General features: G+C 70.7%; 10 protein-coding genes. 1 reads left to right on the forward strand and 9 read right to left on the reverse strand.

Going from position 1 to position 24189, the window contains the following annotated elements:
* Positions 1 to 6: 6 nt before the first annotated feature.
* The 5 genes from AC06E6_RS10885 to AC06E6_RS10905 form a co-directional block, all read right to left on the reverse strand.
* The gene (locus tag AC06E6_RS10885) at positions 7 to 3387 is read right to left on the reverse strand and encodes a hypothetical protein (RefSeq protein ID WP_478061298.1); all 3381 of its coding nucleotides are present in this window, start codon (positions 3385 to 3387) and stop codon (positions 7 to 9) included.
* On the reverse strand, positions 3384 to 11489 hold the full coding sequence (locus AC06E6_RS10890; RefSeq protein ID WP_478061300.1) for an SdrD B-like domain-containing protein: 8106 nt from the start codon (positions 11487 to 11489) through the stop codon (positions 3384 to 3386). The genes AC06E6_RS10885 and AC06E6_RS10890 overlap by 4 nt, the downstream gene beginning before the upstream one ends.
* 300 nt (positions 11490 to 11789) lie before the next feature.
* A complete protein-coding gene (locus tag AC06E6_RS10895; RefSeq protein ID WP_478061302.1) occupies positions 11790 to 12551 on the reverse strand; it encodes a response regulator transcription factor in 762 nt (253 codons plus the stop codon).
* 149 nt (positions 12552 to 12700) lie between these two features.
* Positions 12701 to 13450 (reverse strand): response regulator transcription factor, encoded by a 750-nt coding sequence (locus tag AC06E6_RS10900; protein ID WP_161614539.1) that lies wholly within the window; start codon positions 13448 to 13450, stop codon positions 12701 to 12703.
* Positions 13451 to 13594: 144 nt separating this feature from the next.
* On the reverse strand, positions 13595 to 15739 hold the full coding sequence (locus tag AC06E6_RS10905; RefSeq protein ID WP_478061304.1) for a S46 family peptidase: 2145 nt from the start codon (positions 15737 to 15739) through the stop codon (positions 13595 to 13597).
* Between the two features lie 94 nt (positions 15740 to 15833).
* Between AC06E6_RS10905 and AC06E6_RS10910 the strand changes: the two genes are divergently transcribed.
* Entirely contained in the window at positions 15834 to 17114 is a 1281-nt protein-coding gene (locus tag AC06E6_RS10910; protein ID WP_478061306.1) for a hypothetical protein, read from the forward strand.
* A 111-nt stretch (positions 17115 to 17225) separates the two neighbouring features.
* Here AC06E6_RS10910 and AC06E6_RS10915 read toward each other — a convergent pair whose 3' ends face one another.
* The 4 genes from AC06E6_RS10915 to AC06E6_RS10930 form a co-directional block, all read right to left on the reverse strand.
* Positions 17226 to 21005 (reverse strand): translocation/assembly module TamB domain-containing protein, encoded by a 3780-nt coding sequence (locus AC06E6_RS10915; RefSeq protein WP_478061429.1) that lies wholly within the window; start codon positions 21003 to 21005, stop codon positions 17226 to 17228.
* 92 nt (positions 21006 to 21097) lie between these two features.
* On the reverse strand, positions 21098 to 22882 hold the full coding sequence (locus tag AC06E6_RS10920) for an autotransporter assembly complex protein TamA (RefSeq protein WP_478061308.1): 1785 nt from the start codon (positions 22880 to 22882) through the stop codon (positions 21098 to 21100).
* 369 nt (positions 22883 to 23251) lie between these two features.
* Positions 23252 to 23518, reverse strand: coding sequence for a hypothetical protein (locus AC06E6_RS10925; RefSeq protein WP_240213082.1), 267 nt, complete (start codon positions 23516 to 23518; stop codon positions 23252 to 23254).
* Positions 23519 to 23714: 196 nt separating this feature from the next.
* On the reverse strand, positions 23715 to 23921 hold the full coding sequence (locus AC06E6_RS10930) for a nucleotidyltransferase domain-containing protein (protein WP_478061310.1): 207 nt from the start codon (positions 23919 to 23921) through the stop codon (positions 23715 to 23717).
* Between the last annotated feature and the right edge of the window lie 268 nt (positions 23922 to 24189).

Here is a 24189-nt window from a genome sequence, read left to right on the forward strand (position 1 = left end):
TCGTCCTCAGCGGGCCGGGTCGCGGTAGCGCACCGGGTCACGGCGGAAAAGGTCTTCATCGAACTTGAAGCGCAGGCGCAGGAACGCGCCCTGCTGGGTGTACTCGTAGCCGTTGAGGTCGCGGTCGCCCTCGAAGCCGGTCCAGTTGTAACCGGCCGACAGCCACAGGTTCTGCCGCAGCAGGCGGCCCACTTCCACGCCATAGGCGTACTGGTTGCTGCCGGATTGGCCACGGAAGGTGGAGCCAAGCACGCCGATGTCCCAGTTCTCGGTAATGTCGTAGACGATGCGGCCGGACAGCAGCAGCGCACGGAAGCTGCTGTCGACGCGGGCGCCGTCACCCAGGGCGAACTGGTCGCGCTGCCACTTGCCGGCCACGCGCCCGGTGAGCCACCACGGCCGCGACGGATGCCAGTCGGCATGCGAGGAGACGATGTGGGCGCGGGTGCGCACGTCCTGGCTGGTGCCATTGACCGCCTGGCCGTCGAGCAGGGTCAGCCCGCTTTCGTCGCGCTCGAGCTTGTACTCGTAGCGCATCAGCGCGTTGACCCGGTTGCGGTCGGTGTCGCGGTAGGCCAGGCCCAGCTGGAAGCGGTCCTGCAGGACGTCGCCGCGTTCCTTGTAGTTGGTCGCCAGCAGGTAGTTGCGGCCCAGCAGGGTCCAGTCGCGGCTGAGCTTGCGCGCCAGCATGAACTGCAGCAGCGTGGTGTCGAACGCCTCGTTGGCCTCGGTGTGCGCCACGTCCTCGGAGATGCGGTGCTCCACGCGCACCGCGCCGCGCCACAGCGGGTTGGCGCTGTAGTCCAGCGCCAGCGCCAGGCCGGTGCTGTCGCCGGTGTCGCCGGCGATCACGTTGACCCGCTCGGCCGAACTGCTCAGGCGCAGGCCCTGGCGGATGTCCCAGTTGTTGCGGATGCCCGACGCGGCCTGCACGTCGCGGCCGCTGATCGCATCACGCAGCCGGTACTCGCTGAACGCCTGCGTGTCGCGCAGGTAGCTGCTGTCCACGCCGAACACCAGCGCATCGGCCTGGCGGTCGGTGGTAGTGATGCCATAGGCACTGGTCAGGCCGGTCTGCTTCTCATAGCGGCCATACAGGCGGCTGCGCTCGAACACCTGGTAATCGACGCCGGCGGCGACGCGGTGGCGGTCCTCGCCGCTGACGCTCTGTTCGACCTCGGCGCCACCGCTGAATTTGTCGCTGAAGCGGTAGCCCAGGCCGACCCGGGCACTGTCCGATTCCAGCTTCGTGCCGACCGGCAGGTCACTGGTGATCGGGCTGCCCGAGGACGAGCCGTTGATGACCATCAGCCCGGTGGCCGGGTCCAGCGCCTGCTGGCCATAGCCCAGTGCGCCACCGCCGGCACCGGTGGCGAAACCGCCGGTCAGGCCGCCGGCCTGGCCGAACGGCGCGCCCATCGACCACGGCGAGGTCACCCCGATGGTCTCGCGGATGCTGCGCAGGCCGACGTCCAGGGTCAGCCGTTCGGTGGCGCCCACGCGCACGCCGGCGCCGCCGGCATCGCGCTTGCCGCCATCGGGATTGCGGTCCTCGCTGCGCAGGCCTTCGACATACAGCTCCAGGCGCGGTCCGACCGCGTAGCCCAGCCACGCGTTGTACTCGCCGCGGCCGCCATACAGCGGCGACGCCGGGTTGTTGAACGCCGGGTCGGTGCGGGCGGCGAACAGGCGCGCATCGAACCTGTCGCCGTCATGCGCGAACTCCACGCGCCAGGCATCGCCTTCGACCTCGCCGACCACGTCCTTCAGGCCCTGCGAGGTGATCTGGTTGAGCGAACTGGTGTTGACCTCGCTGCGGGTGCGCGCGAACTCGGCCACCAGCATCGTGTTCTCGCCGAAGCGGTAGGCGGCGTTGGCGCTGCCCAGGCGGAACTCGGCGTACGGGTTGCGGTCTTCCACCGCCGAGGCGCCCACTTCCAGCCGGTCGGTCAGTTTGAACTGGCCGTCGGCGCCGAACACCCAGAACTTCTCGGTCTGCTGGTCCAGCTCGTAGGTGATGCGCAGCGACACCGGGTTGAGGTCGCTGTCGAAGGACGGCATGAACTGGTTGAGCAGGATGCGCCCGGAGAACGGCTCGAAGCTGTAGTCGACGAGCCTGGCCAAGGGGCGGACCGAGACGATGCGGGTGGGCTGGTCGCGGTCGCGCACGATCACTTCCACCCGCTCGCTGCCTTCCAGCACCGCGTTGTTGCGCAGCGCGTACGGGCCACTGCCCTGGCTGCGGAACTCCTCGATGACCTGGCGCAGCGAGTCCTCGATGGCGAACACGTTGCCGCGCGCGCGCGCGCTTTCGAAATGCCAGCCCAGGCCGGTGGCGGTGCGGTTGTAGGTGCCCAGGCTGCGCTGCGGGATCGGCCCGCTGCCGCCGATGCCGGTACTCGTGGCCAGCGTGTCGCCGGTCTGGAAATCGCCGTACAGCAGGTAGCTGCGCTTGTTGTCGATGCGCACGTACAGGCGCTCGGCCGAGCGCGCGTCGAAGCCGCGCAGCGACGCATCGCCATACACCGGGTAGAACTCTTCGGGCTGGATGTCGCGCAGCAGGCGGCCGCGCACGTCCTTGTCCGAGTCGTAGGCGGCGGTGAGCAGGTACTCGCCCTTGATCCGGCCCTTGACGAAGAACGCGGTGCGCGCGGCGGCGTTGGCCTTGCCGTTGTTGAACTGCTTCTCCCAGCGGCGGATGTCGCGGTCGAAGGCGTCGTGGTGCTGCACCGGCGAGATCAGCCCGGCGTTGGATTTGTTGCGGAAGTTGACGATGCCTTCGATCAGGCCGGTGGCCAGCAGCTCGCGCATTTCCGGCAGGAAGCCGATCACGCCCTCGGCGGCCTGGCCGCCGGCGGTGATGCGCAGCACCACGTCCTGCGGCTCGTGCGGGGCCAGCAGGTCGAACTCGGCCACGCCGTCGCGCACCACCAGCTGCACGCCGGGGGTGACCTTGTCGGCATCGGCGGCGCCGGGGCCGAACTCGTCGGTGCGCGAGCCCGGCAGGCGGATGCGGCCGCCACTGTGCTCGATGGTGGCGTAGGCGGTACCGGACAGCGGCCTGCCCTGCCCGTCGAGCAGCTGCACGCGCACATGCACCGGCGTCTGCCCGTCGGCGGGCACGCCGTCACGATCGACCTCGACGCGGACCCGATCCACGCCGCCGTTGCGGCTGTAGTCCAGCGCGCCCGGACGGGCGGCGACCACTTCCGGCGCCGCGTCCACGCTCGCCGGCGAGCGCGGGTACAGGGTCGAGGCATCGCCCAGCACCGGGGTGAAACGGGTGCTGCTGCCCACGTTCTGGGCCAGGGCCGGGGTTGCGGCCGTGGCCAGCGCGCAGGCCAGCAGGCTCAGGCGCGGCATCGCGCGCACGCAACGGCGGCTCATGGCTGCACCTCCTGCGAAGCCGATGCGGCGGGCGGGTTGGGTCTGGGTTCCACGATCGGTCTCTGGTTGGTCGAATCCGTGGCCTGCTGCGGCGCACGGACGGGTTTGCTTTCGAAACGCAGCGGCGACTGGCCCGGCTCGCTCTCCGGTGCGCGCACTTCGCCCTGGGTACGGCGCGCCTTGACCTGCTCCAGCAGCGGGTTGGCGCAGCTGCCCTCGATGAAGTCGGCGCGGTGCAGCTCACCGTTCTTCAGGTCCAGGAACAGGCTGTCGGCGTCGCCCAGGTTGCGGTTGCTGCTGGTGGTCAGGCGTGCGCCGACCGGCAGGGTCGACGGATCGACCTTCAGCGTGTGGCTGTTCGGCGGCAGCCCGCAGTAGCTGTACTTGCCCTCCGAGTCGGAGACCAGCCAGGTGCCGTCGGAGAAGTACAGGCGCACCCCGGGGATGCCCAGTTCTTCCTGGTCCTGCACGTGGTTGTTGTTGCAGTCCACGAACACCTTGCCCAGCACGCAGGCCTCGTCGGTGAACACGCCGCCGGTGACGCGCACGCGGTACTGGGCGTGGTTGGACGGGGTCGAGCCCGGCAGCGGGTTCAGGCCCACCGGGTCGATGCAGCCGCCGGCAATGGAGCAGCCGTGCGCCTGCGCGCGGTTGATGCCGTCGCCCTGCAGCGCGCCCACGCCGATGCGCGCGCGGTAGGTCAGCAGCAGCTGGCCGCCGGCGGCGATCGGGCCCAGGTCGAAGCCCAGGCGCGGCCCCGGCCTGCCCAGCGGTTCGTCCAGCACGCGGCCGTCGACGCGGGCGCTGCCGTCGAGGTAGGTGAAGCCGCGCGGCGGCACGTCGACGATGTTCACCGTGCGCGCGGCGCTGCCGGACACGTGGCGCACCTCGATGGTGTACTGCACGGTGTCGCCGATCTCGGCCATGGCGCGGTCGCCGCGCTTGCTGATCACCAGCTGCGTGTCTTCCGGCGCGTCCTGCACCTCGTTCGGCACCCGGCACAGGTTCTGGCTGATCTGCGGGTCACACAGGTCGAGCTGGCCGGGGGTTTCCTCGAACTGCTTCCACTGCTCGTCGGAGGGCTTGCGCTGCGGATCCTCGCCGCCGCCGGACACGATCACCGCATTGTTCACGGTGCCCTGGCCCACGGCTTGCGGCAGCACGTCCACCGGCACCTTGATCGCGCCCGGATGGGTCGCGCCGGCGGCCAGTTCACGCGCGCTGGCGCAGGCGAAGCGGCGCTCGCCCACGCTGCCGGTACAGGCCCAGCCGTCACCGGCGGGCAGGCCCGACAGCACGATGCCGGCCGGCAGGTGTTCGCTGACCACGTACTCGGCGTCGGTGGCGCGCTCGCCGATGTTGCGCACCCGGATCAGGTAGCTGGCCGGCTGGCCAACGGTGAACACGGCGCTGTCGGCGGCCTTGCTGACCACCACGTCCGGCCACGCCTTCACCAGTTCGCTCGGCAGGCGGCAGGCGTTGTGCACCACCTCGGCCTCGCACACCGGCAGGATGCCGACGTCGCCGTCTTCCAGCGCCTGCGCTTCTTCCGGCGTCGGGCGGCGCGATTCCGGCTCGCCGCCGCCGGCGACCAGCACCGCATTGTTGACGGTGCCGGCGCTGGCATCGGCGCCCACCCGCACCGGCGCGCTGAGGGTCGCGGCCGAGGTCTGCCCGGCGGCCAGCACGGTGCTGCTGCGGCAGCTGAAGCGGGTGTCGCCGGCGCTGCCGGTGCAGCTCCAGCCGTCGCCCGTCGGGACAGCGGCCAGGGTCACGCCCTGCGGCAGGCGGTCGACCACCTCGTACTCGCCGCTGGTCGCGGCCAGGCCGGCATTGCGCACCACGAGGCGGTAGCTCGCGGCGCTGCCGGTGACCAGGGTCGCCGGCTCCACCGACTTGCTGACCCGCAGGTCGGGCACGTCGGTGTTGAGCTCGCCGAAGTTGTTGGACTGCGAGTGGATGCCCGGCTCCAGCGTCAGCCAGCTGATCACCGAGACCGGCTCGCTCTTCGGGGTGCCGTCGCCACCGGTGGTTCCCGGCACCGTCTGCCCGCTCTGCGTCTGCGGCGGCTGGTTGGGCTGGGTCAGCTTGTAGCGGCCCGGGCGCAGGTCGGGGAAGTGGTAGCGGCCGTCACCGTCGGTGACCGCGGTCACGCGGACCGGGTTGCCGAGGTCGTCCACGCCTTCCAGCACGATCTCCTGGCCGGGGATGCCGGTTTCACCGGCGTCGACGCGCCCGTTGTCGTTGTCGTCGTACCAGACCTGGCCGGCGATGGATGCCGGCGGGATCTCGCCGAAGTTGTTGGCCACCGAGTTCTCGTTGGCGCCCAGCACGATGCCGCTGATCGCCGACGGCGTGGTCGCCACCGCGGTGGCGTCGCCGCCATGGCTGCCGGCGCGGGTACGGCCATTGAAGGTGCCGGCCGGCTGTTCCGGCTCGGTCACGGTGTAGGTGCCCGGCGCCAGCCCGTCGAACAGGTAGTCGCCGTTCGCGTCGGTCTGCACCTCGGCCACCACCGGCATGCCCTGGGCGTCGGTGCCGGTCAGGCGCACGGTGACGCCGGCAATGCCGGTCTCGCCGACGGAGATGACGCCATCGTTGTTGCGGTCCAGCCACACCCGCCCGGCGATCGAGCCGCTCATCGGGATCTCGCCGAAGTTGTTCTGCACCGCGTGCTGGTTCTCGCCCAGCACGATGTTGCCGATCGCCGACGGCGTGGTGGCCTTGCCGGTCGCGGTGGCGCCGGCCAGCGGCACGCCGCCGATGTTGCCCGCCACGGTCTTGCCATTGAGCGTCAGCGGCGGCTGGTTCGGCTCGGTGAGCGCATAGGTGCCCGCCGGCAGGTCGGCGAACAGGTAGCTGCCGTCGGTGCCGGTGGTGGTGGTCCGGGTGATCGCGTTGCCGTTGACGTCGGTACCGGTCAGCTCGACCGTGACTCCGGCGATGCCCTGCTCGCCCACGTCGATGACGCCATTGTCGTTGCCGTCCAGCCATACCCGGCCGGCGACGGTGCTGCGGGTCGGGATCTCGGCGAACAGGTTCTCCAGCGACTTCTGGCCCGGGGCCACGGTGATGGCGGCGATCTGCGACGGGGTGGTGTTCACCCCGGTCGCGGTGCCGGTGGTGATGCCGCCGACGGTGCCGGCGGTGGTGATGCCGTTGGCGGTGCCGGCCGGCTGGTTCGGCTGGTGCAGGGTGTAGGTGCCCGGCAGCAGCTGGGTGAACGAGAACGTGCCGTCGTTGGCGGTGGTCGTGGTGGCGACCACGGTACCGCCGGCATCGCGCAGCTCGATGGTCTGGCCACCGATGCCGCCGTCGCTGCCGTTCTGCACGCCGTCGTTGTCGTAATCCATGAACACGCGGCCGTGGATCTCGGCGCCTTCCTGCTCGCCGAAGTCGTAGTTCTCGCCGTTGCCGGTGAGCCGGATGCCGCTGATGCGGTCGGTGGTGGGCGCGTCGCCGGCCACGCCGGTCTGCGCGCTGCCGGCGCTGCAGCCGGCGCCACCGCAGGTGCCGGGCTTGACCGCGCTGGGGCGGTTGAGATGGCCGGCCGGCAGTACTTCGCGCACGGCATAGGTCCTGGCCGGGTCCAGGCCCACGAACTTGTAGAAGCCGTTGGCATCGGTCAGCGCGGTGCCGGTCGGGCCGCCGACGGGCACGTAGTCGCCGCCGACCAGCTCCAGCAGTTCCAGGGTGGCGCCGGCGATGGGCTCGTCGGTACCCGGGTCGCGCACGTCGTTGACGTTCTTGTCCAGGAACACGTGGCCGGACAGCGTGTACAGCGTGACTTCGGGGAAGTCGAACTGCACGCCCTGGCCGCCGCTGCCCAGCACCACGCCGCTGATGACGCCACCGCTGGCGACGATGCCGGCGCTGCCCTTGTCGGTCACGCCGGTGCTGGCGCCATTGCGCACGCTGCGCGCGCTGTTGGGCTGCGGCATGCCGTTGTTGTAGCCGCCGGACACGGTGCTCTGGTCCTGGCTGAGGGTGTAACCGGCGGCGTCGGACGGCGCCAGGCCGTTGAACGCATAGTCGCCGTTGGCGTCGGTGGTGACGGTCACGTCGATCGCGTTGCCGTACACGTCGGTGCCGGTCAGTCGCACGCTGACATTGGCCAGGCCGGTGTCGCCGGCGTCGGTGTCGCCGTTGTTGTTCTGGTCCAGGAATACGCGGCCGGCGATGCTGGCGTTGCGCACCTGCACCGGGCCGTCCTGCTCGTTGTTGTTGGGGTTGCTGTCCTTGGCCAGGTCCTCGTTGGCCGCGTCCTTGCCCGGCTGCACGGCCGCGTGATTGTCCACGTCGGTCAGCCACGGCCCGGCGTACACGCCCGCCTTGGGACGCGCATGCAGGGTCAGGGTGTAGCCGCTGCCCGCCGGGAAGTTGCCGTTGACGTGGCAGGTCACCTGCTGCACCGGGGTCGCGCTGGTGACGCTGGCCACGCCGTTGGAGACGTAGCAGACGTCGGCCGCGTCCGGCGCCGGCGGGCCGGGCTGCACGGCCAAGGTGCCGCCGGCCGCGGCCAGCGTGGCGCCGCCGGTGGCGCTGCCCACGCCCGGGGCGGTGCCGGGAATCCACTCGAAGCCGGACGGCAGCGTATCCACCACGCGCATCTGGGTGGAGGTGGAAATGCCGTTGTTGCGCAGCACGATCTGCCACGGCACGGCCTGGCCGACGTCGGCCGGCGAGACCATGGCGGTCTTGCTCACCACTTCCAGGTCGGTGCTCGGGAACAGCACGTTGTTGATCGCGGCCAGGTTGTTGCCGGCCTGCAGCGGATCGGCGGTGCACTTGCCGGAGGATTCGTAGCTGTTGGTCTCGTCCGCACAGACGTGCACGGCATTGCCGAAGATCACCGGCGCGGTGGACACGCCGGTGGGCCGGAACACCAGCTCGAAGTTGACTTCCTCGTTCACGTCCAGGGTGCCGAACGTACACACCGTCGCGGCGTTCGGCGCCGCCTGGGTGCAGGCAACGGTCTTGCTGGCCAGACTGTAGCCGGCGCTTGCTGCGCCCGCGTTCAGGTTCTGCGGCGTGCCCTGCAGCGCCAGGGTGAACCCGGACGGCACGGTCAGGGTGTCGGTCATTTCGATGTTTTCGGCGATCGACGGGCCGGCGTTGCGGATGCTGAAGCGGTAGCGCAGGTCATCGCCGGCGCGGAACTCGCTCTGCCCGGCCGGGAACACCGGCACCTTGCCCTGCTGCAGGTCGAACGACGGCACGGTGACGTCGAACACGGCCGAGGCGGTGTTGTTCGCCAGCGCGTTGGCGTCACCGCAGCTGCTCGAGTTCGCCGCGCCATCGGCGCGGTATTCGCACATGTTGTCCAGGTGGACCTGGGCGGTGTTGGTGACGTTCTCGTACAGCTTGTCGCCCAGCGCACCGGTGTAGCTCGGCGGCTTCTTGACGCGCGCGCGCACGGTGACCGTCTGCACCTCATGGCGGGAGATGGTCGTGACGTTGACGCAGGAGATGGAACCGCTGGCCAGGTTGCTGGCCGCGCAGCTCATCTTGGCCACGTCGGCCGGCTTGACTTCCAGCACCTCGAAGGCCGGGGTGGACAACGTCGCCGCGCCGGTGAACAGGCTGTCGGTGATGCGGAAATTGCCGGCGGCGATGTGGTCCTGGCCCTGGTTGCGGGCGACCAGGGTGAACAGCACGGTCTCGCCCACCGATGCCATCGGGTTGTTGCCGCCGCTGGCCGGGATGCTGGTCGTCACCGTCTTGCTGGCCATGGCCACGTCGGCCCGCGGCAGCACCCGCACCCGCGCGGTATCGCTCATCACGTTGCCGCCGGACAGGTCCTTCAGGAACGCATTGGGCGAATCCAGCGTGGCGGTGTTGTCCAGCTGGCCGGTGGGCGCACCCAACGGGCGCGACAGCGTGGCGGTGACCACGATGGTGGCGCCGGCCGGCACGTTGTTGAAACTGCAGACCTGCTCGGTGGTATTGCCGGATTCAATGGTACTGCCGCCCTGGCCGTACGAGTTCGGATTGCCGGGGATACTGGCGAGGCAGCTGTGCGTCGCGCCCGCGGCCTGGCTCAGGTCGTAGTTGAAGCTGATGTTCGGCGTGACATAGGTCGGTGCCGCGGCGGCGGCACGCATCAGGCCGCGATAGATGTCCTTCACCTGCAGGGTCGGGATCGTCGCCTGCGCTGCGGCGGTGGTGATGGTCATCCGCCAGTGCATGTCGTTGTCGGCGGCGGCCAGGGTCGGCGCGTCGGCGACGTCGTCGTGCCAGGTGGTGCCGTCCACCGAGGATTCCTTGCGGATGCCCACCCGCACGTCTTCCAGGGTGGTGCCGATACCGTTGGCGGACTGGCAGTCCTGGCCGTTGGTGCCGTTCTCGGCGATGCCGCCGGTCGCGCCGGCCTCGTCGGGGTCGGCCGGCTGCGGGCCGTTGCCCGCGTTCAGCCCCAGCAGGCGCAGCACCTCGCTGCCGGTGCAGGCGATGTTGGTCAGCGTCACCGGGTTCGGCCCCAGGGTCGCGGCGTCGGCGATGGTGTGGGCGAAGCTGAAGGAACGCGCCTGGCCGACGCTCATGGTGCCGGGGCCGGGCAGCTCGCACGAAACCTGCGTCGTCTGCGCGGGGTTGGCGCCATCGGCGCGCGGCGAAGCCGGGGTGACGGTGCACACCCAGCCGTTGGTGGCGGTGACCGAGGCATTGGTGATTTCGCGCGGATCCAGCCAGTCCACCACGCGCAGCGGCTGCGACGGGCTCCAGCTGACCGTTTCCGGACCCCGGTTGGTGACGGTCAGGGTGGTGTTGATGGTCTGTCCCGGCGCCACCTTGGCCGGCTTGTTCTTGGTCAGCCCCAGGTCGGCCGCCGACGGCGCCATCCAGTAACGGACGGTGGCGCTGTTGTTGTTCGGCTGGCCGTCGTCCTGGCCGGGCGGCAGGGTCAGCACGGCGGGCAGGTACTCGCCGGTGCGGCGCACGTTGTCCAGGGTCACCGGGATCACGAACGGTGCGGACTGCCCCACGTTCAACGTGCCCGCGGTGCAGCTGACCTTGGTGCCGTTCCAGGTCCCGGTCTGGGTCCCGCCGCTCACCGGCGGGCCGATGGTCAGGCTGCTGGCCGGCGTGGATGTACAACCGGCGGGCAGCGTGCCGAGGGTGAAGCCGGCCGGAACGATGGTCTCCACCACGGCACCGGCGGCCGACACCATGGGCCCGTTGTTGGTCACACCCAGGGTGATGGTCTGGTTGCTCAGGCCCGCCGAGGGCGAGGCCGAGCTGTTGCTGAGCGTGGTGGCGATGGTCGCCACCAGGTCGGTGGCCGGCTCGGTGTTGTAGTTGAGGCTGGCGCTGTTGTTGCCCGCGGCCAGGTCGATGTAGAGCGTATTGGCGGAGCTGATCGAGGCCGTGTTGACGAAGCTGCCGTAGCTGCGGGTGGTGCCACTGACATCGATCCAGCTGCTGTTGAGCTGCGCGGCGCTGATCGCCGAGCCGCCGGCGGTATAGGTACAGGTCAGTACGCGGCTGCTGTTGGCCGTGGCCACCGCGGTGCACGCCGGCGTCAGCGGACCGCCGAAGGTGATTCCCGTGACCACGAAACCGGTGGCCGCGCTGCCGGGCAGGTTGTCGGTGATGACGATGCTGCCGCCCACCGGCACGTTGTTGCCGCCGGCGGCGATGTTCGGCGTCAGCCGGAAGGTGCTGTTGCCACCGGTCAGCGGGCTGCCGCTCGCCGGCACGGTCATGGCCTTGCCGACGGTGAGGTCGCCGGCGTTGCGCACGTTGCCGGAGAACGCGGCGGACGGGCCCGAGGTGCCGGTGGCGGTCAGGTTGAAGCCACCGGCGGTCACGCCACGCACCGGGAAGCTCACCGTGCCGCTGCTGCCGGCGGTGGTCGAACACACCATGTTCGGCGCGGTGTAGGTGCAGCCGGCCGGGGGCGCGGGCGGGTTGGCGCCGAGCTGGGCGGGGATGACGACGGTGACGGTGTCGCCGCCCGCGCTGGTACGCGTCCAGTCGACGGTGACGTTCACGTCCTGGCCGATGCCGATGTCCGCGGCCGTGGTCACCTGGGTCGCGGTAACGGCGGCGTTGGCCGCCGGCGCCATGAAGCCGACCGCGGCCAACAGGCCGGCGAGCTTCATCGCGCGGACGGCAGATCCATTTGCGTGCGCGCGCAAAGACGTCGCGCGAGCGGCCTGTTCGTGAGATTGGTACACGGGTGTTCCCCTGCGTCTGCAGCTGTTGCGCCCCACCCGGCTGACGACGTGCCGGGCCTTGCGTGTTGTCGGTGCCTGCCATTGCGGGCAGGCGCGGGACACCCGGTCAGGGCATCCGGGCGGCATTCTCTGCAGCGGGCGCAGCCAAGGCAGTAGCAGTTCCTGACGCTCGCTCACACTCGCTCTCAGCGGCGCCGCGCAGCGTCATGCAGCGGGAGCCGGGGATCACGAATGCGTGGGCACCCACAGGTATCCCTGGCCGCGCAGTGCGCGCACCGGCAGGGCCAGGCCGGTGGCGTCGCGGACGCGCGCGCGCAGGCGGTGCAGCAGCACTTCCAGGCGGTGCGGATCGAAATCCCGGGGCGTGGGCGTCAGTGCGGCGATCAGCCGCTCGCGGCCGACCGGCGTGCCGGGGCTGGCGATCAGTGCGTGCAGCAGCGCGCGCTCGGCGCTGGACAGGGCCACGGCGTGGCCGCCGGGCGACCCCAGTTCCCAGCCACCTGCCCGCAGGCTCCAGCCATCGCCTGGAGGCGGCGCGGGCTCCGGCGCCGGGCAGGGCGATGCAGCGGTGCGCGCGGCCATGCGCCGGGCCAGGCTGTGCAATGCCGCCACCAGCACCGGCAGCTCCAGTGGCTTGGGCAGGTAGACATCGGCGCCCACGGACAGCCCATGGGCCATGTCGGCGGCGGCGCCACGCCCGGTCACCAGCACGATGCCCATGTCGCCGGTGCGGCGCAGGTGGCGGGTCGCGCTGAATCCATCCTCGCCCGGCAGCATGACGTCGAGCACGACGATGTCGCACGCGTCCACCGCCAGCTCGCGGTACAGGGCTTCGACACTGCCCAGGCCACGCACCGCCGCGCCCTGCCGCGCGAGTTCGTCGACCACCAGCGCGCACCACTCCGGATCATCCTGCACCACCCGGATGCGGATGCCCTGCAGCGGGCGCGGCGCGGTTGGCGGCGGCCCTTCCTGTGTCGTTTCCAATGCCGCTCCCCATGCACACCGGCCACGCGATGCGCGGCTCCGGCGTCGGGGTGGGATTCTCGGCAGCAGCCGGCGCAGCGGCAGTATCAGAGAATCTCCGTCGCTCTCCGGCGTTCACCCACAGCGGCAGCTGGAAAGCGGAACCGGAGTCAGGCGGCGGGTTCGGACGCCAGCAGGTAGCCGACGCCGCGCAGCGCGCGTACCGGCAGCATGGCGCCGGTAGCGTTGCGTACCCGGGTGCGCAGGCGGTGCACCAGTACCTCGAGCCGGTGCGGGTCGAAATCCCAGGGCTGGTCGGTCACCGCGGCGATCAGCCGCTCGCGTTCGACCGCCTCGCCGTGGGCGGCGAACAGTTCGCGCAGGAAGCCGCGTTCGGCCACGGTCAGGGTGAGTACCTTGCCGTTGGGGGCCTGCAGATCCCATCCGTCCGAGCGCAGGCTCCACGCGGCGACGGTTTCGCCGGCGGCGGCCAGCGCCGGCGCGGACTGCGACATGCGCCGGTGCAGGCTGTGCAGCGCGGCCACCAGCACCGGCAGTTCCAGCGGCTTGGGCAGGTAGACATCGGCGCCCACGGACAGCCCGTGGGCCATGTCGGCGGTGCCGCTGCGGCCGGTGACCAGCACGATGCCCATGCCATCCATCCGCCGCAGGTGGCCGGTGGCGCTCAAGCCATCCTCGCCGGGCAGGCCGACGTCCAGCACCAGGATGTCGCAGCGGTCCACCGCCAGTTCGCGGTAGAGCGCCTCGACGCTGTCGATGCCGCGCACCTCGGCGCCGTGGTACTCGAGCTCGTCGACCACCATGCCGCGCCACTCGGGGTCGTCTTCGACGACCCAGATCCGTATGCCATCCAGCCTGGCGCCGGCCTCGGCCGCCGCCAGTTCACGATCCACCTGCATCAGTGCTTCCCCACGACCTGTCCCGCCCTGTTCGCCCGGCCATTCTAGGCCAGCGGTGTCCCACTACGGCCCGGCCGCGCTGGCCGGACGGGGCGGCGCCAAGGCCCGGCCGGCATCCGGCCGGGCCCGGCGTCGCGCAGGCACCTACTCCCGCGGCAGGCCCATCTCGGCCAGCAGCGCCGGCGCCGGGTAGACCTTGGCCAGCAGCCAGCGCAGGTAGCGCATGTCCACGTGCACGGCACGCTTGTAGCGCGGGTCGAACCACCAGCTGGCGCTGACCGACTCCCAGTTGGAATCGAAGTTCAGGCCGATCAGCTCGCCCCGCGCATTGAGCACCGGCGAACCGGAGTTGCCGCCGGTGGTGTCCAGGTTGGTCAGGAAGTTGACCGTCTGGGTCTTCAGCGCCGGATCGGCGGTGCTGCCGAAATCACCCTTGGCGATGGCCGCCAGCAGTGGCCTGGGTGCGTCGAACGGCACCGCGTTGGTGTTCTTTTCGACGATGCCGGCCACGGTCGTCACCGGCGAGTAGCTGACCGCGTCGCGCGGATGCAGCGCCTCGACCTTGCCGTAGCTGATGCGCAGCGTGCTGTTGGCGTCCGGGTACACGGCGCGGCCCTGGCTGGCGCGCCAGGCGAACAGCGCCTGCATGTAGGACGGGCGCAGGCGCAGCTGTTCGCCCTCGCGTTGCTTGCTTTCGCGCTCGGCGTCCAGCTGCGCCGCCACCAGGGTGGCGGCCGCCGCCAGCAGCGGGTCGGCCTCGAGTGCGCCGCCCTTGCGCGCCGCCTCGAAGCGCGACAGCCGCTGCGCCTCGTCGCCCAGCCGGGTATCGGCGTACAGGGTGTCCAGCGCCTTGCGCAGCTGTTCCGGGGTGCGCCCGAACAACGCGTCGTAGCGGGCATCGCGGCGGGCGTCCGGCAACTGCTGGTAACGGGTGAGCAGCGCGGTGAGCAGCGCCTTCTCCACGGCCGGGTCGTAGCGGCGCTGCACCTGCCTGAGCACGCCTTCGATCAGCGCCTGGTCGCGCTGCTGGTAACCGCTCTCACGCGCGGCGTCGGGCTTGGCCGATTCGATGCGCAGGCGCTCCAGCAGCATGGCCGAGCGCAGCAGCTGGGTCTGGCTGGACATCAGCGTCACCAGGAAGTCGCCGGCGCCGGCGTCGCGCTCGGCGGCCAGCGAGGCGGACAACGCATCGATGTCGGCCTTGTAGCGGGCGTCGGTCGCGGCCAGCATCGCCTGCTCGTCCTGTGCGCGCTGGGCCTTGGCATCGCTGCGCAGCAGGCCCTCCAGCTCGCCGGCGGCACGCTTGCGGTTGTTCTTCAGCGACTGCAGCTGCGAGGCGTAGCGGGTGCGCGCATCGGCGTTGCCCTTGCCCTGCGCCTCGATCACGTCGATCAGCTGCTGGAACACCTCCACGCGGCGCGGCAGCACGGTGTCGATCTGGTTGGCGAACTCGGCGGCGGTGCGCAGCCGGTAGGTGGTGCCCGGGTAACCGGCCAGCATCGCGTAGTCGCCTTCCCTGGGGCCGTCCAGCGATATCTTCAGGTGTGCCGGCGGGTGGTACGGCACATTGTCCTTGCTGTAGGGCGCCGGCTTGCCGTCCTTGCCGACGTAGGCGCGCAGCAGGGTGAAGTCGCCGGTGTGGCGCGGCCACATGAAGTTGTCGATCTCGTCGCCGTAATTGCCGATCGCGCGCGGCGGTGCGTAGACCAGGCGGATGTCGGTCAGCTCCAGCTGGCGGATGCGGTAGAAATCGCTGCCGTAGTACATGTTGGCCACCGAGCAGCGCACCCCGCCCTCGGCCTCGCAGTCGGCGACGATGCGCTTGCGCGCGTTCTCCACCGCGTCGTAGTAGGCGCGGCCGGTCTTGCCGCGCGCCTCCTGCAGCACCTCGTCGGTGACCTTGTCGAAGCCCACCGTCACCAGCACCCGGTAGTCCGGGTTGGCGGCCCGCTCGTCATCGCGACTCTGGGCGATGAAGCCGTCGTTGATGGTGTCGTGCTCCTTGCTGGCGTTGTACTGGATCACCCCGTAGGCAACGTGGTGGTTGGTCAGCAGCAGGCCATCGCCGGAGACGAACGCGCCGGTGCCGCCGCCCACCCGCACCACCGCGCTCAGCGGCGGTGCGGTGACGTCGGCCAGCGTCGACGGGTCACCCTTGAAACCGGCCTCCTTCAACGTCTTCGCCAGTGCCGGCAACTGGGTGGGCATCCACATGCCCTCGTTGGCGTTGGCGGCGGCAGCCAGGCTCATGCCCAGCGCCAGGGCGGCGGCAAGCGGTGTGCGCTTCATCGGAACTCCAGCAGGTACAGAACAGGCGGCGACAGTAGCCGGGCCCCGGTGGGCGGGCAACCGCCAACGGTCACGATGCCGCTATCCTGCGCACATGCGCATCTTCCCCGCTTCCCTCGCGCTGGCGTGCGCGCTGCTCGGTGCATGTTCCGGCGATGTGCCGGCGCCCACGGCGCCGGCCGCCGGCCCGGCCCTGCGGCTGCACGCCGAACCGTGGCCGTTGCCGGCCGATGCGAGCGCCGCGCAGCCGGACCTGGTGGCCGCACCCGACGGCAGCCTGCTGCTGTCGTGGCTGGCGCCGGACGCGCGCGGCCACCAGCTGCGCTACGCGCGCTTTTCCGCTGGCCGCTGGCAGCCTGCGCGGCAGATCGCACGCGGCGACGACTGGTTCGTGAACTGGGCCGACACCCCGCACCTGCGCGCCAGTGCCGATGGCGCGCTGTGGGCGCAATGGCTGCGCCGGTCCGCCGGCAACCCGCATGCCTACGACGTGCTGCTGGCGCGCTCAGCCGATGGCCGGCAGTGGTCGGCACCGGTCACCGTGCACGATGACCGGACGGCCACCGAGCACGGCTTCGTCTCGTTGTGGCCCGAAGGCGCCGATGGCATGGGCATCGCCTGGCTGGATGGACGTCGCACCGCAGGCACCGGGCACGGCAACGGCCACGGTCAAGGCCATGGCCAAGGCGCGATGACCCTGCGCAGTGCGCGCTTCGATGCCCGGCTGCGCAAGCACGACGAGCAGGAGCTGGACGCGATGACCTGCGACTGTTGCCAGACCGGCGCCCACGCCGGCGCCAGCGGCATCCTGCTGGTGTATCGCGGTCGCGACACCGGCGAGGTCCGCGACATCCACCTGCGCCGCCGCGTCGCCGGCGGCTGGCAGCCGTCACGGCGGGTGCATGCCGACGACTGGGTCATGCCGGCGTGCCCGGTGAACGGCCCCGCGGTCACCGCTTACGGGGACGAGGCCTGGGTGGCGTGGTACACCGCGCCGCAGGGCGAACCGCTGCTGCGCCTGGCCCACAGCGGCGACGGCGGCGCCACTTTCGGCGCGCCGTGGGTGCCGGACCGCGGCACCGCGGTGCAGGGACGGGTGCAGGTAGCAGCCGACGCCGATGGCCTGTGGCTGGCGTGGCTGCGCGAGGATGCGCGCGGGCAATCGCTGTGGCTTGCCCGCTACAGCCCCTCGCTGGAGCGCGAGCTCGGCCGCCTGCGGGTTGCGCTCCTGCAGGGCCGCGGGCGCGGCACCGGCTTCCCGCGCCTGCTCGCCGACCGCGGCAGCGCGCGCCTGGTATGGACCGACGTGGTCGCCGGCAGACCGGTGCTGCGCGGGGCGGTCGTCTCCCCCGTCGCCGCCACGTCCGCGCCGTGAACCGGGCGGCGCGGCGGCGTGGTGTTGCCCGCCGCGCATGCGCCTGGCCATGCCGCGCCCGGTCGATGGACCGGTAGCCCGGGAGACCGCGGACACGGTACGCGGGCCCGGCTACTTCTCCTTGCGCCAGTTCACCGAGCCGCGGTTCTCCACCGTGCTCGATTCGACCTCGATGTCGAAGCCGCGGCGCAGCAGGTACTTGAGGGTCAGCACCGAGCCGCTGCCGATCAGCGATACGCCATAGCCGATGTACAGCTTGGGGGTGATGAACTTGCCCACGCCGATCACCGCGCCACCCAGCGCGCGCGACTGGCTGACCCCGGCGTCGTCCAGGCCGAGCCGGGCGCCGACCTGCGCGGCGAGCAGGCCGCTGCCGGCCGACAGCGCCGCGGAAGCGGCATTGACCTGCTGCGCCTGGTCGCTGCTGGCCATGCTCAGGCTGCGGCCGAGTACCAGGTAGGACAGTGCCTCGGACTGCGACATCGCCGGATCGGACCACACGTCCACGCGCGGCTGCTGCGCGCGGCCGGTGACGACGATGCCGGCGGTGACCTCGCCGATGCCGCGCTGGGCGCGGATGTTGATGCGCGGGTCGGAGACGATGCCGTGGTTCCACAGCAGCTGGCCCTGGGTGATGGTCAGGTCCTGGCCGTAGGCCTTGTAGCGGCCGCTGACTTCCAGCCCGCCGTTGGCGGTCATCTCGCGGCCGGGGCGGGCGCGCACCTGCATCTTGCCGGTGAGCGCGCCCTTCAGGCCGAAGCCGCTCATCTTCACCTTGTCGCCGAGGCTGACCGCCAGGTCCATGTCCAGCGGCGAGGCACGCGATTCCTCCGGATCGACCGGGTCGAGCACCACCACGTCCTCGGACACCGAAGTGCCACGGTCCAGGCGCTCCAGGTCGATCGCCGCCTCGGGCACGTGCACGCTGCCGCGCAGCTCCATGGCGGTGCCGGCCAGGGTGAAATCGAGGTCGGGGTTGGCGACCACGCGCAGTTCGCTGGTGTTGGACACCAGCACCCTGTCGCCACCGATGTGCAGCTGCAGCGGCTGCGCGTCACCGAACCAGGACAGGCCGCCCTGCACCTTCAGCGCGCCTTCGCCGCCGGTCTTCACCTCCGCGGCGATGCGCGCCGAGCCATCCGGCTGCGCGGTGAAGCTGCCCTTGCCTTCGCTCAGGGCCAGGCCCAGCGCCGGGAACTCGCCGCTGAAATCGCTGAGCCTGGCCTCGCCGCCAAGCGAGGGCTGGGCACGCGTGCCGCGCAGGCTGACATGGCCTTCGACCAGGCCCTTGGGCCGTACCAGGTCGGGCGAGAACAGCTCCATCCAGTACAGCCGCGACATGTTCAGGTACAGCTCGCCGTTGAGCGCGGCGTTCGGCTCCCAGCCGGTCCGCACCTTGGCATCGACGAAGCCGTCGCCCTGGAAACCGACGCCGAGGTAGCCGTTGATGCCGCCGGGCTGCATGTCCACGTTGATGGAGAAGTGGTCGTAGCGCACCAGTTCGCCGCGGGCGTTGTCGCCCAGGCGGATGCCGCCTTCGGCCGAGGCGACCTTGAAGCTGCCTTCCCAGGCCTTGCCGCGCGGGCGCAGCTGGCCATCGAGGGTGACCTCGCCGCGCAGGTAGATGCGCCGGCCCGCGTTCGGCGGCAGCCACGGCTGCACCAGCGCCAGCGGCAATGCATCGCCACGCAGGTGGACGCCTTCGCGCGGCCAGTTGGCGCCCACGCACAGCGCGCCGCCGGTGTCCGAACCCAGGCAGGTATCGCCCAGGGCGATGTTGCCGCCCTGCACGCTGAAGGCCGCGGCCTGGCGCAACTGCCAGGGTGCGCCCTTGGCCGGGGCCACCCGCAGCGCCGCCAGTTCGCCGCGCCATGCCGGCCCGGCCTGGCGCACGCTGCCGCCCAGGGCGAGTGCCGCCAGGTCGTTGCGGACATCGGCGTCGAGCCGCAGGTTCTGCACGCTGCCGCGCGCATCCAGGCGCACGCTGTCCAGCAGCAGGCCCGCCTCCACCGCGCTGCCCTGCACCTGCAGTGCACCGTTGTCGCCCTTCCATGGCAGGTGGCCGGTGATGCTGACGTGGCCGGCCTTCCAGTCGTCCCAGCGCAGCCCGTCGCCGCGCAGGTCGGCGGTGACGTCCGGCTGGGCCGGCGTGCCCCGCAGCTGCAGGGTCCCGGCCAGGCTGCCGCTGGCGCCGGGCAGCAGGTCGGACAGGTGCAGCGGCTGCAGCCGCGCATCCACGGCGAGGCGCTCGCCCACCTTGCCCTTGGCCTCGATGCGGCTGTCGCCCATCACCAGCCGCACCTCGCCTTCGCCCTGGGTGCCCTGCAGGGCCAGCCGGGCACGCGCGTCGACGCTGCGGCCACGCAGCCGGCCCTTGAGCTGCGGCACGTCCAGGGTGGCCTCGAACCGCATGTCCGCGGCGCCGGCCGGCGACGGCAGCTGCTTGCCGCGCGAGGCCAGCGTGCCGGACAGCTTGCCTTCCCACCCGGGCACGAAATAGCCGGGGTCGAAGCTGGCCAGGCGCGCATCCACGTCCCACGACAGCGCCGGCTGCCAGGCCGCCGAACCGGTCAGGCCGAGCGAGCCGCCGGGCGTGGTCGCCTCGAGCTTCTCGATGCGCGCCTGCTGGTCGCTGCCGCGCAGGTCGAAGTCGAGGCGGGCGTCCTGGTTCTCGCGCGCCACCTCGGCCTTGCCGATCGCCGCCCAGTTCTTCAGGGTGCCAGCCACGCCCAGGCGCGCCTCCTTCAGGTGCATCGGCACCGGCGTGATGCCGGGCGCCGACGGATCGGGCGCGGGGGTCCAGGTCAGCTGGCTGGCGACCACCGCGAAGCGGAAGCCGGGGTTCTGCGTGTCGCTGAAGTCGGCGCTGCCCTGCAGGCGCAGCTCGCCACCGAAGGCCTCGGCCACCAACGGCGAGACGGTCAACACCTGGTTGTCGATGACGATGCTGGACGGCGCCAGCACCAGTTCCTGGTCGCCCTGGCGCACGCGGCCCTGCAGCCGCGCGCTGCCGCCACGCCCGCGCGCGTTGAAATCCAGCGCCAGTGGCACGGGCGCCTGCGCCAGATACTGCGCCGGCACCAGCTGGCCCAGGTCCAGTTCCTCGCTGCGCGCGGCCACGCTCCACACCGGGTCGTCGCGGCCGTCCAGCACCAGGCTGGCATGCAGCGGCCGCGGGGCGTAACCGGCCAGCGCCACCTCCATGTGCGCCAGGTCGCCGCGCGCGACCAGCCCCAACCGCGCCCGCGGCTGGCCCGGCCGCGCCGGCATCAGCGCGCGCACGGTGAGATCGGTGCGGTAGTCCTGGCGCGGCAGGTAGTGGCCGTCGATGCGGAAATCGCCCAGGTTGCCGTCCACCCGCAGGCCGATGGCGCGGAACTCGCCGTCGGCCGCTTCCAGGCCACCGCGGAGGCGGATGATGTCGATCGGCGGCGCATCCTGCTGGACGATGCGCAGGCCATCGATCTCGATGGTGTCGGCCTGCAACGCCAGCGGCAGGGTGATGGCCGGCAGCACGTCCGGCCAGCGCGGCAGCTCGAACGGCTTCTCCTCCGGCGGCCCCAGTTCCAGCTGCGCGTCGGTGATGCGCAGCAGGTCCAGGCGCAGCTTGCGCCCCAGCAGCGGGCGGATGTCCGGGTCCAGGTAGGCCTGGGCGGCGCTGAAGTGGATGTCCTGGTAGCGGAAGTCCAGGTCGTGCAGCACCAGCGGCCCGGCCAGCGGGCCTTCGACCTTGCTCCAGGTCAGCGACGAATCGGCCGGCAGCCGCGCCACCACCTGCGCCAGCAGCACGTCGCGGCCGGCCACGGTCTGCAGCAGCCAGTACAGCGCCAGCGACGCCAGCACCACCAGCACGCCGATGCCGATGCCGCTGCGGATCGCCAGCGTGCGCATCCGCGCGCGGCGCCGCGCGCGCAGTTCGGCGATGCGCGCCTCGCGTTCCTCGGGGGTGATGTCGGCAGGCGCGGCGGACGCGGGACGGCGGCTCACAGGTCGGCTCCGATGTTCAGGTACAGCTGGAACTGCGAGTCGGGGTGGTTCAGGCCATGGGCGATGTCGATGCGCACCGGCCCGACCGGCGATTTCCAGCGCACGCCAAGGCCCACGCCGGTATGCAGGTCGATGGTGTTGTCGAAGGCGCTGCCGGTATCGACGAACACCGCCGCGCCCCACGGACCGCCACCGAAGTAATGCTCGTACTCGGCCGAGCCGACCACCAGGTGCTTGGCGCCGAGCGCGTACTTGTCCGGGGCGGGCGTGCGCGGCCCCACTTCACGCCATGCGTAGCCGCGGATCGAACGGTCGCCACCGGCGAAGTAGCGCAGGCTCGGCGGCATCGCCACCAGGTCGCTGGTCCAGGTGGTGCCGGCCTGGCCGCGCAGGATCAGGCGGTCGCTGTCGCCCAGCGGCACATACCAACGCAGCGTGGCATCGGCCTGGATGAAGCTGGTATCCGAACCGGCGCCCTCGATGCCGCCGCGCAGGGTGGCGTTGCCGCTGAAGCCGTGGCGCGGGAACGCCTTGTCGTCCACGTCCACGTAGTCGGCGGTCAACTGCGGGTACACCAGCGTCGAGTACTGGTAGACCGCGTCGGTGAACTGGTCGCCGGAGCTGTAGCGCCAGCGCTCGCGCAGTGCGTTGACCGAGGCGATGGCGGTCCAGTACTCGTTGATCTCGCCGCTGCGGCTGCCGATCAGCTTGAAATTGCGCATGTCGATGTAGCGGGTCTGCTCGTCGTAGGCGCTGACCGCGAAGGTGTACCAGCCGTCGAGCCAGCGGAACGCGGGTATCCGGTAGCTGGTGACCAGGCTCTTGCGCTTCTGCGCGTAGTCCAGCTGCGTATTGAGCTTGTGCCCGCGGCTGTTGACGTAGCGCCGCTCCACCCCGCCGCGCACACCCGGGCCGCTCTCGCTGCCGTAGCTGAGGCCGGCGGTGTAGATGGTGCGCTTGGCCAGGGTCAGGTTCACGTCCACCGGCACCTCGCCGTCGCCATAGGCGTCTTCCGGGCGCGGCTGGATGTCGATCGTGCTGAAGTAGTCCAGCTTGGTCAGCGATTCGCGCAGCCGGTCGAGCTTGCCCTCGTGCCAGTAGCTGCCCTGCTCCCAGTACACCAGCGGGTCGAACAGGCCGGGGCGGAAGTAGTCCTGGTTGAAGGTGATCCGGCCCATGTTGTAGCGGCGGCCGCTGTCCCAGCTCAGGAAGATGTCGGCCGCGTTCTGCGCGCGGGTGATCTCGACCTTGCGCTGGGTGAAGTCCGAGTCGAAGTAGCCGCGCTCGGACAGGCGCCGGGTGATGACCACCTTGCTTGCCTCGTAGGTACTGTGGTCGAACGGCTCGCCCTCGCGCGGCTGGAAGTCCTCCAGGTCCCGCTGCAGGTAGCGGTCGCGCGCGGCCGGGCCGGTGATGACCACCTCCGACTGCCGTACCCGCACCGGCTCGCCCTTGTCGACCTCGATCACCACCCGCACGGTGTCGCCCTCGCGCGGGGCGTCCACGGTGATGGTCGGGTTGTAGTAGTCGAACGGCTCCAGCGCCTGCCGGGTCTGCCGCTCGGCCTGCGACAGCAGGTATTCCAGGCGCGACTCGCCCTGCACCTTGCCGATGGTGTCGTACAGCGACAGCGACACCTCGATGTTCTCGATGATCGCCGCGTCGTCGCCCTTGTCCAGCCCCTTGATCTGGACCTTCTCGATCGTGCCGCGGGCATGGGCGGAGAAGGCTGCCAGCAGGGCAACGGCAAGGAGGGGACGAGTGATTCGGGCAGGCAGCATCGCGGCAGCATACCGGGCCGAACGTGACCGGAGAATCACGGCACAGAAGATGAAGGGCGAGCAGACACGCCACCACGGCTTCGCGCGCGGAAGGCGTGCCGGGTCGCGTCCTGATCTCGACGAAGCGCAACGATGCGACATGCAGGGAGTCAGTGTCCCGTCCCCCATTCCGACCGGGTACGCCCATGACCGGTCGTGGCCATGAAGACAGACGCCGGCCCTGCATGCCTTTCTGCCCGGCCAGGACGGGACCGTTGCGACGATACCTTGCTCCATTCCTTTCACGACCCACGTCTTACGGAATTGCGTTGTCGCGGGGCAGCGGCTGGCGGCTGCGGACGATCCGCCGGGTCCCAATAATCACAGTTACTATCCGCTGGAGCGGTTCTGACGGGTTACCGCTTCGATCAATGCCGCCGCATGCCGCCGAGCCTCGATGATCATCGCCTCCCCGACCAGATCGCCGCTGTAACCGATCACGTTGCGCTGTTTGCGCAGTGCGTCGAGCTGGATGACCACCCTCTTGACCAGGCCCAGGGTCAACGGCAGGGCCTGGATCCTCGTCTGATGATGGCCGGGCTTGCTGGTCAGGGTGCAATAGCCGCTGGACCGCAGGGCAGCCTTGGCCGCCTGCATGATGGCGCGATGGGCGATGTCGAAACGGCTTTCGTGGCTCAGGCCAGGCGTGCCGGCGTCCCGCAGCGCGCGTTGCGCCGCCTCCAGCAGGCGCTGCCGTCACCCGGTTGCGCCGCGACCTGCTCCAACTGGCCGATCCTGACCCGCTATCCAAGTTCCTCCTCGCCTCCTATCAGGAACAGCTTGGGCCTGGCCATCACGTCGCGGTAGAACGCGCCATCGCCCGTGGCAAGTTTCCGCCATTCCGTCGCTGAATACAGCTTCGGGTTGATCTCCCGACCCAGGGTTTCCTGCGCTGGATACAGCGCCGAGACCACTTCGGCGTACCCCGATCCCCGCCGATCAACAGCACGTCCACATCACTGCCTGGGCGGGTCTTGCCGCTGGCGCTGGAGCCGAACACGAAAGCTGCGCGGACCTGCCCCGCCAGCGGCGCAAGCGCCTGCGCCAGCCCCTCGGCCAGCCCGTAGTCTTGCGCAGGATGGAGGCCAGTTCCTCAAACACCTCGGGGTATTGGCGGCGTAGAGCACCTGGCTACCCTGCGGACTGCGGGTCAGCAGACCCGCTTCCACCAGTTTGGAAAGTTCGCGGGCCAGAGTTCCGGGTGTAGTGGCGGTCAGGCGGGCGATTTCGCGCACGTGATAGCTGTTCTCCGGATGCAGCAACAGCAG

It is taken from the genome of Stenotrophomonas sp. Steno-Z10-HUANG, from assembly GCF_056393075.1.

Excerpts from the sequence above, each read along its gene's own strand:
- AC06E6_RS10885 (WP_478061298.1), bottom strand. The coding sequence starts at position 3,387 with ATGAGCCGCCGTTGCGTGCGCGCGATGCCGCGCCTGAGCCTGCTGGCC.
- AC06E6_RS10890 (WP_478061300.1), bottom strand. The coding sequence starts at position 11,489 with ATGAAGCTCGCCGGCCTGTTGGCCGCGGTCGGCTTCATGGCGCCGGCG.
- AC06E6_RS10900 (WP_161614539.1), bottom strand. The coding sequence starts at position 13,450 with ATGCAGGTGGATCGTGAACTGGCGGCGGCCGAGGCCGGCGCCAGGCTG.
- AC06E6_RS10905 (WP_478061304.1), bottom strand. The coding sequence starts at position 15,739 with ATGAAGCGCACACCGCTTGCCGCCGCCCTGGCGCTGGGCATGAGCCTG.
- AC06E6_RS10910 (WP_478061306.1), top strand. The coding sequence starts at position 15,834 with ATGCGCATCTTCCCCGCTTCCCTCGCGCTGGCGTGCGCGCTGCTCGGT.
- AC06E6_RS10915 (WP_478061429.1), bottom strand. The coding sequence starts at position 21,005 with ATGCGCACGCTGGCGATCCGCAGCGGCATCGGCATCGGCGTGCTGGTG.
- AC06E6_RS10920 (WP_478061308.1), bottom strand. The coding sequence starts at position 22,882 with ATGCTGCCTGCCCGAATCACTCGTCCCCTCCTTGCCGTTGCCCTGCTG.
- AC06E6_RS10925 (WP_240213082.1), bottom strand. The coding sequence starts at position 23,518 with ATGCAGGCGGCCAAGGCTGCCCTGCGGTCCAGCGGCTATTGCACCCTG.